The following is a 13,202-nucleotide window of genomic DNA, read 5'->3' as shown; positions in this document are numbered from 1 at the left end:
GCCGGTCGCTGGCCACCGCTTTGGTCCCGGAACCGGATGTCGATCGAACCTAGTCCGCCCTCGCGCTGTTGGGCGGTCCCATATAGCTGTCGGGCAGGGGCTTCGTCGCCACCACCAGCCGCTGGAACACCAGGCCGGAATCGACCAGCCAGACCTTGACCGTGTGCGGTCCCGGCGTCGCGACCCGATGGCGCGACACCGTCCGCGCGAGATTGTCCGAGACGGCGCGGTCCCAGTCCGCATTCTCTCCGGCGCCGGCCGCAAGCAGGTCCAGGGTCACGACCTGGGCCGGGCCGTCGTCGATCGACACGGCGTAGCGCAAGCCGTCGCGCCCACGGAAATCCAGCGTGGGCGAAAGCCACAGCTGCACCTCCGCCTCGCCCGCCTCGGTCAGGTGGATGTCGTACTCCAGCCGGGGCCCGTCGCCGCCCGGCGTCAACCCGACCGCGTCCGACGACGCCGTGGTGACCGCCGATCCCGTGCGCCCCAGGCCAGGCGCCGCCTGCCAGTCCACACCCGGCCCGCCGATCGCGCGGGTGTAATCCACGGCCTCGACCGCCACCGCCCCGTCGCTCTCGACGAAGCGTCCCGCGGCCGGGGGCTCGGCGGGCCTGGTCACCACGGCGGTGACGACGACGGCGCCGTCCGGCCCGGTCACGGTCACCGGGACCTCGTGCCGACCGGCGGGGACGGCGGCCCAGTCGGCCGACACCGCGATCCGCGTCGTCTCTCCCGCGCGCCCCTCCGTCCGCGACAGCCTCAGCCACGGCGCCCCGGCCTCGATGCGGAAATCCGCCGGCCGGTCGCCCCGGTCGAACACCTCGATCCAGCGGGCGGCGCTGTAGGGCGAAAGCTCGGGCAGGCGCGCCCCGGCGCCCGCCGCCACGGCTTCGGCCCGGCCTTCCACCGCCACGCCCAGCCGGGCCCCGCGCTCGGCCCGCGCCGTCGCCAGCTCGGGCAGGACGTCCCGCTCCGGCTGCTGCCAGTCGTCATAGCTGATGTGGGTCTGGGACATCATGTGGTCCCACTTGCCGCCCTTCAGCCCGTGGTAGATCGCCTCCAGTTCCACGTCCCGCGCGAAGCGGGCGCGCACGGCCTCGGCCGCCGCCTGCGCCGCCTGCCAGCGACCCTGGGCGGCGTACAGCCGGTTGCGACCCGTCTCGATATGCAGGGCGGTGACATTGCCGCTGGCCTGGATCGGGAACCAGACCAGCTGGACGAAGGCGTCGTCGTATTCCGCAGGCAGGCTCGCCCGGACCCTGTCCGCCCGCGCCGCCAGTTCGGCCCATTCGGCCTCGATCCGGTCGGCCTCGCCGTGGTTGACCAGGCTGAAGGTGTCCGGCCCGATCAGCTCGGGTTTCCGGCGGCTGTTGTAGCGGGTGTAGAGGTCGATCAGCTCCGCGATCTCGTCCGCCTGCGCCTCGCCGAACTGCGCCCGCGCCCAGTCGCGCGACCACCCGGCCATCCGCTCGACCGTCATGCCTTGCGGGTCCCACGCCTGGTCCAGGAAGAAGTCGATGGGGACCTCCATCGGCTTCAGGTCGCCGACGTTGACCACCCACAGCCGATCCGCCCCCGCCTGCCACGCCAGCCGCATCTGCTCCCACGTCCGCTCGTTCTGGGTCGTGTTCAGCCACTTGTAGTTCCGCGGCCCGCCGACATAGTCGAAGTGATAATAGACCCCCGACCCGCCGGCCCGGTCGCCGGGCGCGGGCAGGCGGCGGATGTTGCCCCAGTTGTCGTCCGCGAACAGCAGGGTCACGTCGTCCGGGACCCGCATGCCCTGGTCGTAATAGTCCTGCACCTCCTTGTAGAGGGCCCAGACCTGGGGCGTCTCGGCAGCGGGCCGTCCGGTGACGGCCTCGATGATCCGGCGCTGCGAACGGACGATGTCTTCCAGCAGGGGGATGGCCGTGTCCTCGCTCATCGCCTCGTCGCCGTCGCCGCGCATGCCGATGGTGACCAGGCTTTCGGTGGTCCCGCGTCGTCTGACGCCATCGCGCCAGAATCGGCTCAGGACCTCGCGGTTGGTCCGCCAGTCCCAGGCGCCCTCGCCATAGCGCTCCCATTCGACATGGGCGCGGGCCAGGGGCTCGTGGTGCGACGTGCCGATGACGACCCCGTATTCGTCGGCCATCACGGCGTTCAGCGGGTCGTCGTCGTAGAAGGCCTTGCCCCACATGGCCGGCCACAGGACATTGCCCTTCAGCCGCAGGATCAGCTCGAACACCTTCTCGTAGAAGGCGTGGTTGAAGCCGCCGAACGTCTGCCGCACCCAGTCGCCCAGCGCCGGCTCCTCGTCGTTCAGGAAGACGCCGCGATAGCGGACGGCCGGCGCATCGGCGCGCCGGCCCGGCGTCAGCGACAGGTCGCGGCGCACCGCGACCGGCACGTCGGCCCACCACGCCCAGGGCGACACGCCTGCCCGTTCCGAGATGTCGTAGGCGCCGTAGATCGTCCCGCGCTTGTCCGCCCCGGCGATCACCAGGGCGCGGGCGACGCCGTCCATAGGCCGCTCGACCACCGCCTGGACAAAGCCGTCCCAGCCGGTCGGGGCGGGCAGGCGGCCCTCGGCGATCAGCCGGTCGATGACGGCGTTGCGCCCGGCCGTCCCGACCAGCACCACCGGCCCGTCCTCCGCCGGCGCGCCGCCGCCCGAGACGCGGCCCAGGTCCGCCTGCAGGTCGTGGGCGGCGCGGATCACGCCGGGCCAGTCGCCCGGATCGGTCAGCACCCGCGCCGGCCGTCCTCCGACGATCAGCGACGCGCCGTCCGCCGACGCCTGTTCGCACACGGCGACCAGGCCCTGGCAGGCGACGGCCGGCGCTCCGGCGCAAAGGACCAGGGCGGCGGCCGCGACCGCGACAGACAGGCGGGACCGTCGCATCAGCGGACCTCCATCCGAAACGGCCCGGCGGGCAGGCCCGCGGCGTCATAGAGGTTGCACACCGGACTGTCGGCCCAGCAGAAGCGGACCTCCGACACCGAATCTCCGGCGGGCGCGGCCAGCCGCACTTCCGCGCCCGAGGCGGCGGCCGAGGCGGCGTAGCGGCAGGCGTCGCCGTCGCACAGTTCGAAGCCGATGGCCTGGGCGCCGCTCAGCGTCTTCAGCGTCCCGGTCACGTCGTCGAAGGCCACGACGATCTCGCCGCCCTCGCGCCGGACGGAGGCGGGGACCGGCCCCGATGGCGGCGCCGGGTCGCCATAGACGACGTGCCGCGCGGCCCGCGCCAGGCGCCGGCCCAGCTCCTGCTTCTGCGCCGGGTGGATGTCCCAGCGGTCGCCCAGGTCGATGGCCACCGCCAGGCCGGCGTTGTCGTCCGCCGCCACCGCCAGCCGCTGGCTCTCGCGCAGTTCGGCCCAGCCCGAGGGGCCGGGCGCCGACGGCGGCGCGCCGAAGTTGGCCAACTGCACCACCAGGAACGACAGGTCCGGCCCGAACCGCTCGCGCCAGTCGGCCATCAGTCCGGTCAGCAGCGCCTGGTACTGTTTCCCCGCGCCGGTGTTGGACTCGCCCTGGTACCAGAGCGCGCCCCGCAGCCCATAGTCGTGCAGCGGCGCGATCATGGCGTTGGCGATGGTCGTCAGGCCCGAGGTGGACGACCACGGCCCTCTCGGCGGCGCGGCGGTCACGTCGCCGGCCACGCGATAGCGCCATCCCGCCGGGTCCAGCGGCACGCGCCCGCCGTCGGCCAGCACCAGGGCCCGCTTCTCGGCCGGCCCGTACAGGCCGCCGACCTCCCAGGTGTCATAGGCGTTGACGACCACGGTGTTGCGTCCGGCCTTCAGCAGGCCGGCGGGCAGGGCGTACAGGCGGTCGCCCGATCCGGACGCCCCCACCGCCACGCCGTTGACCCAGGTCTGGTCCGCCTCGTCGACGCCGCCCAGCGACAGGGTCCGCCCCGCCGCCGCCTGGTCCGCCGCCAGGTCGATGTCCAGCCTATACCAGACCATGCCGTTGTAGTTCGCCAGCGCCGGGACGCCCCAGCGTTCCCACGGCTCCATGACGGGAACCGGCGTCCATTCGCCGGCGTCATCCGGCGACCAGGGCCTGTCGGTCGCCAGGCCTTCCCACCACGCCTGCCATCTCAGACCCCACCGGCCCTGGGCCGCGACGGGATCGGTCGCCATCTCCGACAGGATCGACAGTTGGTCGCCATAGCCCTGCGCCGCCAGCGCCTTGGGCGACATCCAGGTCTCGATGTTCGAGCCGCCCCAGTTGCTGCTGATCAGGCCCGTGGGCACGTCGTGGTCGCGCCTCAGCTCCTGGGCGAAATAATAGCAGGCGGCCGAAAAGCCGCCGACCGAGGCGGGCGACGCCGCCGCCCAGGCCAGGGGATTGCGGAACGTGTCCTGCGCCGCGACGTCGAAGTCCTTCTGCACCGTGATCAGCCGGATGCCGTCGTCATTGGCCGCGCCGATCACGCTGGGCGCGTTCAGCGTCCGCTCGACCGGCAGCTCCATGTTCGACTGGCCCGAGCACAGCCAGACGTCGCCGACCAGCACGTCGCCGGCCGTCGCCTCGCCCCCGGCGCCCCGGACGCGCAGCTCATAGGGGCCGCCCGCCGCATGGGCCGGCAGTTCCGCGCGCCAGCGGCCGTCCGCGCCGACGACGGTCCGCGCCGTTCGGCCGTCCAGCTCGACGGTCAGCGCCGCCCCCGGCGTCCCGGCGCCCCAGACCGGGATCGGCCGGTCGCGCTGCAGCACGGCGTGGTCGGAAAAGAGGGGCGCCAGACTGGGGGCGGCGGGCGTCTGGGCGACCGCCGGCGTCGCCGCCAGCAGAAGGGTCACGGCGGCGACGACAGGACGCGGCATCGATCCTACTCCGTCACGGTCAGGGTCGTGGACTTCAGCTCGGCCGAGTTCGGGCCGGCGCTGATGGTGAAGGTCCCGGGCTCGACCACCCGCTCCATGTCGATGTTCCAGAACCACAGGTCGGACGGCCTGATCTCGAAGGTCACCGTGGTTCGCGCGCCCGGCTCCAGCGTCACGCGCTTGAAGTGCTTCAGCTCCTTGACCGGACGGGTGACCGAGGCCTGGTCGTCGCGGATGTACAGCTGGACCACCTCGTCGCCCTTCACCCCGCCGGTGTTCCGCACGTCCACGGACACCTGGACGCTCTGGCCCATGCCGATGGAGGAGCGCGCGCCAGGCGCGGCTCGGACATTTCGAAGGTGGTGTAGCTGAGGCCGTAGCCGAACGGATAGAGCGGCGCGGTGGTGTCGAACAGATAGCCGCGCCGCGCGCTGGGCTTGTAGTTGTAGAAGATCGGCAGCTGGCCGACCGACCGCGCGATCGACACCGGCAGCTTGCCGCCGGGGCTGACGCGGCCGAACAGCACGTCGGCGACGGCGTGGCCGGTCTCCTGGCCCAGATACCAGCCCTCGATCAGGGCCGGCGCGTTCTCGGCCAGATAGTTGACCGACAGCGGGCGGCCGTTCAGCAGCAGCACCACGGTCGGCTTGTTCAGGGCGAAGATCGCCCGCGCCAGGTCGTTCTGCTGACCCAGCAGTTCCAGCGAGTCGCGGTCGCCCAGGTGCTGGTCGGCCCAGGCCTCGCGGCTGGTCTGCTCGTTGTCGCCCAGCACCATCACGATCACGTCGGCGTCGCGGGCGTCGGCGACCGCGCGTTCGATCAGCCGGGCGTTGACCGCCGGATCGACCAGCGTGACCTCGTCGGCGGCCCAGACGCGGCTCTCGGTGATTCGCACGGCCTCGGAATAGACCACCTCGAACTTGCCGCGCCCCTCGGCCTGAAGGCCTTCCAGCACGCTGACGACGTGGCGCGGCACCTCGGAATAGCCGCCGATCGGCGTATCGCGCGCATGGGTTCCCAGGACCGCCAGCTTGCGGATGCGGTCGGCCTTGAGCGGCAGGACGCCCTGATCGTTTTTCAGCAGCACCATCGCCCGCTGCGCCGTCTCGCGCGCCAGGGCCACGGCGTCCGGCGTGGCTTCCTTGGCCTCCGCCGCCGCCGCATCGACATAGGGGGTCTCGAACACGCCCGACAGGAACTTCATGGTCAGCAGGCGGCGCACAGCCTCGTCGATCTGGGCCTCGGTCACCTGGCCCGACCGCACCAGTTCCGGCAGGTGGTTGTAGCCCTCGCCGTCCGGCAGTTCGATGTCGACGCCGGCGTCCAGCGCGCGCATCGCCGCCTCCTGGATCGAGCCGAACATCTGGTGGCGGGTGTTCAGCTCGCGGATGGCGAAATAGTCAGACACCACCGAACCCTTGTAGCTCCATTCCCCGCGCAGCACGTCGTGCAGCAGCCAGCGGTTGGCGTGCGACGGCAGGCCGTCGATCTCGTTGTAGGAGGCCATCACCGCCTGCACCGGCAGTTCGGTCACCGCCCGCTCGAACGGCGGGAAGAAGTTCTCGCGCAGGGTCCGTTCGGAGATGTCGGCCGGGCCGACGTTGGTGCCGTTCTCGGGCTGGCCGTGGCCGGTCATGTGCTTCAGCGTGACCAGCACCTTGTCCGGCGCCAGCGGCAGGGTCTCGCCCTGGAAGCCGCGGATGGCGGCCAGGCCCATTTCCGAGACCAGGTGCGGATCCTCGCCATAGGTCTCCTCGATCCGGCCCCAGCGCGGATCGCGCGCCACGTCGACGACCGGGGCCAGCGCCAGCTGGGCGCCGCGCGCCCGCATCTCGCGCGCCGCCACCGAGAAGACGCGGGTGACCAGTTCGGGGTCCCAGGTCGAGGCGAGGGCGATCGACTGCGGGAAGCTGGTCGCGCCGCGCGCCACATAGCCGTGCAGCGCCTCCTCGTGCATGAGGATCGGGATGCCCAGGCGGGTCTGCTCGACCGCCCAGCGCTGGGCCGCATTGATGTAGTCGGCGGTCTGGCGCGCGTCGCGATTGACCGCCTCGCCCGAGGCGCCGGCCGCGCCGTTCTGGCTGGGATCGACGCCGCGGAAGTCCGACGGACGGGAGATCTGCCCCAGGCCGTGCGGGAAGGCTCGCGAGGCCTTGTCCGGCGCGAAGTCGCCGTTGGCCGTCTGGATGTCGCCCTTCTTTTCCCAGATGCCGACCATCTGGGCGACCTTCTCCTCCAGCGTCATGCGGCGCAGCAGGTCCTCGACCCGCGCGGCCACGGGCTGGGCGGCGTCCTTGTAGAGGGCGCCCGCTTCCGGCCGACCGGCTGGGCGCGCGCCGGCCCGGCCAGGGGGGCCGCCGCGACGGCGCCGAGCAGGCCCGTGACGAAGGTGCGGCGAGCAAGCGTGATGGTGCGGCCATCGGCGATGGTCATGATCTTCTCTCCCTGTGCCCCGCCGGTTCCGACGTCCGTCCAGCGATGATAGCGCTACCATTCACGATAGGTCGGATATGCTCTAGCCGTCAATCGGCGCCTTGTGTCGCACCGTGCTAGATGTGAGCGATTCACGGAAGGTTTCGATGTCAGCATCTCCAGTTCAGGCGCGGCCGGGTCGCCGCAAGGCGGGCAAGGAAAGGCTGCACGGCTCCATCGCCCATCAACTTGGCGTCGAGATCGTTTCCGGCCGCCACCAACCCGGCGACATCCTCACCAACGAAATCGAGTTCAGCGAGCGGCTTCAGGTGTCCAGAAGCGCCTATCGCGAGGCCGTGCGGATCCTGGCGGCCAAGGGGCTGGTCGAGAGCCGCCCCCGGGTGGGGACGCGCGTCACCGAGATGAACCGCTGGAACCTGCTGGACCCCGACGTGCTGGCCTGGTTCTTCGAGGCGGAGCCCGCGCGGGCGCTGGTCGAGGGTCTGTTCGAACTGCGCATGATCGTCGAACCGGCCGCCGCCGCCCTGGCCGCCGAACGCCGGACGGGGCCCCAGATCGAGGCCATGCGCGAAGCCCTGCAGACGATGGAGCGGGCGGGGCTGAAGACCGAGGCCGGTCAGTCGGCCGACCGCGACTTTCACCAGCTGGTGCTGGACGCGACCGGCAACGCGCCCCTGGTCAGCCTCGCCTCGACCATCGGCGCGGGCGTGCGCTGGACGACCTTCTACAAGGGCCGCAAGCACAAGCTGCCGCCGGACCCGATGCCGGAGCACTGGGCCGTCTTCGACGCCATCGCGGCGGGAGACGCGGGCGGCGCGCGAAAGGCGATGGACGTTCTGGTGGCCAATTCGCGCGCTCAGGCGGCCGAGGCCCTGGAGGATCGCTAGCGGCATTGCCAAGGCGCATCGGGGGCGTCTATTTGTCTGAGTAATCTTCGCTTGCCCGAGTGACTCATGACCAAGCCTCTGCGTTCCCGTGCGTGGTTCGACAATCCGTCGAACCCGGACATGACGGCGCTCTATCTGGAACGCTATCTGAACTACGGCCTGACGCTGGAGGAGCTGCGCTCAGGCAAGCCGATCATCGGCATCGCCCAGACCGGGTCGGACCTGTCGCCGTGCAATCGCCACCATATCGAGCTGGCCAAGCGGGTCCGCGAAGGCGTCCGCGAGGCGGGCGGGATCGCGCTGGAGTTTCCCGTCCACCCGATCCAGGAAACCGGCAAGCGCCCGACGGCGGGCCTGGACCGCAACCTGGCCTACATGGGCCTGGTCGAACTGCTTTACGGCTATCCGATCGACGGGGTGGTGCTGACCATCGGCTGCGACAAGACCACGCCGGCCTGCCTTATGGCGGCGGCGACGGTGGACATCCCGGCCATCGCCCTGTCGGTCGGGCCGATGCTGAACGGCTGGCTGAAGGGCGAGCGGGTCGGTTCGGGCACCATCATCTGGAAGGCCCGCGAGATGATGGCGGCCGGCGAGATCGACTACGAGCAGTTCATCGATCTGGTCGCCACCTCCGCGCCTTCGGTCGGCTATTGCAACACCATGGGCACGGCCAGCACCATGAACAGCCTGGCCGAGGCCCTGGGCATGAGCCTGCCCGGATCGGCGGCCATTCCCGCGCCCTACCGCGAGCGGCCGCAGGTGGCCTACAAGACCGGCCTGCGCATCGTCGACATGGTGCGCGAGGATCTGAAGCCTTCGGACATCCTGACCCGCGAGGCGTTCGAGAACGCCATCGTCGTCAACTCCGCCATCGGCGGCTCGACCAACGCCCCCATCCACCTGACCGCCTTGGCGCGCCACGCCGGCGTCGACCTGCCGCTGCAGACCTGGGAGGCGGTCGGCCACAAGGTGCCGCTGCTGGTGAACCTTCAACCGGCGGGCAAATATCTGGGCGAGGACTATCACCAGGCGGGCGGCGTGCCGGCGGTCGTGGCCCAGTTGATGAAGCACGGCCTGATCCACGAGGGCGCCCTGACGGTGAACGGCCGGTCGATGGGCGACAACTGCCGCGACGCCGGCATCGTGCTGCCCGACGTCATCCGCACCTTCGACGACGCCCTGGTCGAGGACGCGGGTTTCCTGGTGCTGTCGGGCAATGTGTTCGACAGCGCGGTGATGAAGACCAGCGTGATCTCGCCCGAGTTCCGCGACCGCTACCTGTCCGATCCGTCCGACCCTGAGGCCTTCGAGGGCGCGGTGGTCGTGTTCGACGGTCCAGAGGACTATCACCGCCGCATCGACGATCCGGCCGAGGCCATCACCACCGACAGCATCCTGGTGATGCGCGGGGCGGGGCCGGTGGGCCACCCCGGCGCGGCCGAGGTGGTGAACATGCGTCCGCCCGCATACCTGATCAAGCAGGGCGTGCACGCCCTGCCATGCGTCGGCGACGGCCGCCAGTCGGGCACTTCGGGCAGCCCGTCCATCCTGAACGCCTCGCCGGAAGCAGCGACCGGCGGGAACATCGCCCTGCTGAAGACCGGCGACCGCCTGCGCATCGACCTGAAGACGCGAAAGGTCGATGTGCTGATCGACGCCGAAGAACTGGCCGAACGTCGCCGGGCCTTCGACGCGGCGGGCGGCTACAGATACCCGGCGTCCCAGACGCCCTGGCAGGAGATCCAGCGGTCGATGGTGGGCGAGCTGGAGACCGGCGCCGTGCTGGAGCCCGCCGTCAAATACCACCGCATCGTCGACACCCTGGGCCTGCCGAGGGACAACCACTGACCGGGCGAGAGACGCCCGTCAGTTCGAGGGAGCGGGCGTCTGCGTCGGGGCCGGGGTGACGGCGACGGCGGTCTGGGCGGCGCTGGCGGCCGGCGTCACGCCCGTCTCCTGCGGGTCGCCCACGGTGATGATCGGCGACAGGACGGCGGTGGTGGTGCAGCTGGCCACGTCGCGCACCACGTGGCGGCCCAGGCAGAACATGTCCTCATAGCTGGGGCGCGAAGCCGCCAGGCACTGGTACAGCATCAGCTTGGACATGTTCAGGCAGAACTCGTTGTTGGTCTCCACCGTCAGCGCCTCGGTATTGGCGCGCGCCTCGTCGCCGGCGGCGCCGAGGGCGGCCAGCGCGGCGATGGCCAGCGACCGGGTCACCGCCGGGGTGTAGGGCGGCGCCTTGCGCGACGGCGTCACGCCCAGGCCGGATCCGGACGAGGCGGCGGTCAGCAGCCGCGCGGAATCCTCGGCCGACGGCAGCATCTGCGCCGCCGAAAGGGTCTTGGCGCCCTCCAGCCGCTCCTCGCGATTCTGGATGTGGGCGACGGCCCAGCGACGGCGCGGGTCGCTGCGCTCCTGGATCGTATAGGCGTCCTGCTCGATCGCTTCGCCGATCACGCGCACCGCCAGGGCGTCCTTGCTGATGGCGTCGGTGATCAGGCCCGCGGCCGCGTCGGCGCCGGGGAAGGTGGCGGCGTAGGCGGGGTCGGCCACGATCTGGGCCACGATCTGCTGGCGCTGGGCCGGGTCGATCGCATACTGGCGCACGCCGGCGACGAACTCGGGCGATTGCAGCGCCAGGATGGCGCCATAGGCGATCAGGCCGCGCGACAGCTGGGCCGGGTCGTAGGCCACGCCCTTGCGCAGGGCGGACTGGATAGCCTCGGCGCTGTCGAAGCCGCCGGGCTGGATCGTGCCCGCCTCGCGCAGATAGGCGACGTAGATGGAGGCGGCCTGGGCCACGCCGTCGTTCAGCGCGATGGGCGGTGGTTGACGGGCGGCGGCCTCCGCGGCCAGGCGCTGGGCCTCCAGTTCGGCCTTCGACGGACCGCTTTCGCAGGCGGCGAGAACGGAGACGGCGGCGAGGGCGGCGAGGGTCAGGCCGCGGCTCACGAAACGCTGGGTCATCGGCTAAGCTTCCAGTTACACGGGGACGCGGGGGAACGTCAGGGTTACGGAAGTCTTATAACGCGCAAAAAGTGGTTGTTCGAAGGTTAATCGAACAGCTTGGAAACCGATTCCTCGTTTGCGATCCGACGGATAGCTTCACCAATCAGCGGAGCCACGGAAACCGCTCGGATTTTCTTGCAGTTCAAAACTTCGTGGGGCTGCTCGATCGAGTTGGTGATGACCAGTTCCTTCAGCGGCCCGTCGGTGATGCGCTGGACCGCCGGGCCCGACAGGACGCCGTGACTGATGTAGGCCGACACCTCGGTCGCGCCCTGGTCGATCAGCGCCTTGGCGGCGTTCACCAGCGTGCCGCCCGAATCGACGATGTCGTCGAACAGGATGCAGCGACGCCCCTCGACGTCGCCGATGATGTTCATGACCTCGCTCTCGCCCGCCTTGGGCCGGCGCTTGTCGACGATGGCCAGGTCGGCGTCCAGGCGGCTGGCCAGGGCGCGCGCGCGCACCACGCCGCCGACATCGGGCGAGACGATCATCAGGTCGTCGCCGCGCGGATAGTTCTCCTTGATGTCCTGCGCCAGCACCGGCGTGGCCACCAGGTTGTCGGTCGGAATGTCGAAGAAGCCCTGGATCTGGCCGGCGTGCAGATCCATCGTCAGAACCCGGTCGGCGCCGGCGCGGGTGATCAGATTGGCCACCAGCTTGGCCGAGATGGGGGTCCGCCCGCCGGTCTTCCGGTCCTGCCGGGCGTAGCCGAAATAGGGCATGACCGCCGTGATGCGCCGGGCCGAGGCGCGCACCAGCGCGTCGGTCATGATCAGCAGTTCCATCAGGTTGTCGTTGGCCGGATAGCTGGTCGATTGCAGGATGAAGACATCCTCGCCGCGGACGTTCTCCTCGATGACGGCGAAGACCTCGTTGTCCGCGAAGCGCTTGACCTGGGCCTTGGTCAGCGGGGCGTCCAGGTGGTCGGCGATGGCCTGGGAAAGCGCGCGGTTGGAGTTGCCAGAAAGCAGCAGCTTCATCGGCCGGTCATCTTTCGCCGTCATCCGACCCCCAATGACGGACGTCGGTTGGCGCGCTCTTTACCAGCGAGGCCGGGCGGGGCAAGTCGTGCACGGCGTTTTTGTCGGCATGGCGCGTCTCGGTCACGGGTGCTAGAGATCGCCGCGTTGTTCCACAGGCCGCCGGGGTGCGCGCCTTGCGCTGGTCATGAGGTCGTCCTTGCTCGCTTCCAAGTTCCGTTCCGGCGTGGTGCTGATGGCCGCCGCGCTCGCCGCCATGACGATCTCGGGCTGCGCGGGCCGCGAGCGGCCGCGGCTGGCCTATGAGGAGCGGCCCGTCGAGGCGCTCTACAACACCGGCTACGAGCGTCTTCAGCAGCACCGCTGGAGCGACGCGGTGGACTATTTCCAGGAGGTGGAGCGCCAGCACCCCTATTCGGACTGGGCCCGCCGTTCGATCCTGATGCAGGTGTACGCCTACTATCAGAACAACAACTACGCCGAGGCCATCGCCGCGGCCGATCGCTTCATCCAGCTGTTCCCGGGCAATCCGTCGGCGGCCTACGCCTTCTATATGCGCGCGGTGTGCAATTTCGAGCAGATCACCGACGTGGGCCGCGACCAGGGCTACGCCAACGCCGCCCTGACGGGCCTGCGCGACGTGGCCCGCCGCTATCCCGGCACGCCCTACGCCACCGACGCGGCGGTCAAGATCGACATGGTCAACGACCAGCTGGCCGGCAAGGAGATGAACATCGGCCGCTATTACCAGCGCGCCAACCAGCCGCTGGCGGCGATCAATCGCTACAAGGCCGTCATCGCCAACCCGGACTTCCAGCGCACCTCGCACACGCCCGAGGCCCTGTACCGCCTGGTCGAGGTCAACCTGCAGCTGGGGCTGAAGGAAGAGGCGACCCGCAACGGCGCGGTGCTGGGCTACAACTACCCCGGCAGCCCCTGGTACGCCGAGGCCTACGCCCTGCTGACCGAAAACGGCCAGCGGCCGGAGACGGCGCCGGGCGCCAAGCGCGAAAGCTGGCTGCAGCGCATCATCCCGGGCTGATGCCGGCGGGCGAACCCCGCTAGGATC

General features: G+C 70.5%; 10 protein-coding genes. 3 read left to right on the top strand and 7 right to left on the bottom strand.

The genetic code is table 11. From position 1 onward, the window contains the following. Positions 1-49: 49 nt before the first annotated feature. The 5 genes from MU852_RS06810 to MU852_RS18185 are packed head-to-tail and all read right to left on the bottom strand — an operon-like array spanning position 50 to position 7,248. On the bottom strand, positions 50-2,887 hold the full coding sequence (locus MU852_RS06810; protein WP_249751556.1) for a glycosyl hydrolase 115 family protein: 2,838 nt from the start codon (positions 2,885-2,887) through the stop codon (positions 50-52). Continuing rightward, positions 2,887-4,815 (bottom strand): sialate O-acetylesterase, encoded by a 1,929-nt coding sequence (locus MU852_RS06805; protein ID WP_249751555.1) that lies wholly within the window; start codon positions 4,813-4,815, stop codon positions 2,887-2,889. The genes MU852_RS06810 and MU852_RS06805 overlap by 1 nt, the downstream gene beginning before the upstream one ends. A gap of 5 nt (positions 4,816-4,820) precedes the next feature. Continuing rightward, complete coding sequence (locus MU852_RS18190; protein WP_430641205.1) at positions 4,821-5,111, bottom strand: fibronectin type III-like domain-contianing protein; 291 nt, start codon at positions 5,109-5,111, stop codon at positions 4,821-4,823. Then, a complete protein-coding gene (locus tag MU852_RS06800; RefSeq protein WP_430641204.1) occupies positions 5,078-7,093 on the bottom strand; it encodes a glycoside hydrolase family 3 N-terminal domain-containing protein in 2,016 nt (671 codons plus the stop codon). Before MU852_RS06800 ends, MU852_RS18190 begins: the two co-directional genes overlap by 34 nt. Continuing rightward, positions 7,057-7,248, bottom strand: coding sequence for a hypothetical protein (locus MU852_RS18185; protein WP_430641203.1), 192 nt, complete (start codon positions 7,246-7,248; stop codon positions 7,057-7,059). Before MU852_RS18185 ends, MU852_RS06800 begins: the two co-directional genes overlap by 37 nt. 146 nt (positions 7,249-7,394) lie before the next feature. Here MU852_RS18185 and MU852_RS06795 point away from each other — a divergent pair, with 146 nt between their 5' ends. Together MU852_RS06795 and MU852_RS06790 are read left to right on the top strand one after the other, a co-directional pair. Next, a complete protein-coding gene (locus MU852_RS06795) occupies positions 7,395-8,135 on the top strand; it encodes a FadR/GntR family transcriptional regulator (protein WP_249751554.1) in 741 nt (246 codons plus the stop codon). 66 nt (positions 8,136-8,201) lie between these two features. Further along, positions 8,202-9,986, top strand: a complete 1,785-nt coding sequence (locus MU852_RS06790) for an IlvD/Edd family dehydratase (protein ID WP_249751553.1) — start codon at positions 8,202-8,204, stop codon at positions 9,984-9,986. Positions 9,987-10,004: 18 nt separating this feature from the next. Here MU852_RS06790 and MU852_RS06785 read toward each other — a convergent pair whose 3' ends face one another. After that, the gene (locus MU852_RS06785) at positions 10,005-11,108 is read right to left on the bottom strand and encodes a hypothetical protein (RefSeq protein ID WP_249751552.1); all 1,104 of its coding nucleotides are present in this window, start codon (positions 11,106-11,108) and stop codon (positions 10,005-10,007) included. 86 nt (positions 11,109-11,194) lie between these two features. After that, positions 11,195-12,133 (bottom strand): ribose-phosphate pyrophosphokinase, encoded by a 939-nt coding sequence (locus tag MU852_RS06780; RefSeq protein WP_249751551.1) that lies wholly within the window; start codon positions 12,131-12,133, stop codon positions 11,195-11,197. Positions 12,134-12,320: 187 nt separating this feature from the next. On the opposite strand from MU852_RS06780, the gene MU852_RS06775 reads away from it, so the two are divergent. After that, a complete protein-coding gene (locus MU852_RS06775) occupies positions 12,321-13,175 on the top strand; it encodes an outer membrane protein assembly factor BamD (RefSeq protein ID WP_249751550.1) in 855 nt (284 codons plus the stop codon). Positions 13,176-13,202: the final 27 nt, after the last annotated feature.

The organism is Brevundimonas albigilva (genome assembly GCF_023503965.1).
Taxonomy (GTDB): Bacteria; Pseudomonadota; Alphaproteobacteria; order Caulobacterales; family Caulobacteraceae; genus Brevundimonas; species Brevundimonas albigilva.
The sequence above is the reverse complement of the archived record's forward strand: the minus strand, read 5'-3'. Positions and strand labels throughout refer to the sequence as shown.

Bases quoted from the DNA above. Each gene is read 5' to 3' on its own strand.
- MU852_RS06805 (WP_249751555.1), bottom strand. From the start codon at position 4,815: ATGCCGCGTCCTGTCGTCGCCGCCGTGACCCTTCTGCTGGCGGCGACG.
- MU852_RS06790 (WP_249751553.1), top strand. From the start codon at position 8,202: ATGACCAAGCCTCTGCGTTCCCGTGCGTGGTTCGACAATCCGTCGAAC.
- MU852_RS18185 (WP_430641203.1), bottom strand. From the start codon at position 7,248: ATGACCATCGCCGATGGCCGCACCATCACGCTTGCTCGCCGCACCTTC.
- MU852_RS06775 (WP_249751550.1), top strand. From the start codon at position 12,321: ATGAGGTCGTCCTTGCTCGCTTCCAAGTTCCGTTCCGGCGTGGTGCTG.
- MU852_RS06795 (WP_249751554.1), top strand. From the start codon at position 7,395: ATGTCAGCATCTCCAGTTCAGGCGCGGCCGGGTCGCCGCAAGGCGGGC.
- MU852_RS06785 (WP_249751552.1), bottom strand. From the start codon at position 11,108: ATGACCCAGCGTTTCGTGAGCCGCGGCCTGACCCTCGCCGCCCTCGCC.
- MU852_RS06780 (WP_249751551.1), bottom strand. From the start codon at position 12,133: ATGAAGCTGCTGCTTTCTGGCAACTCCAACCGCGCGCTTTCCCAGGCC.
- MU852_RS06810 (WP_249751556.1), bottom strand. From the start codon at position 2,887: ATGCGACGGTCCCGCCTGTCTGTCGCGGTCGCGGCCGCCGCCCTGGTC.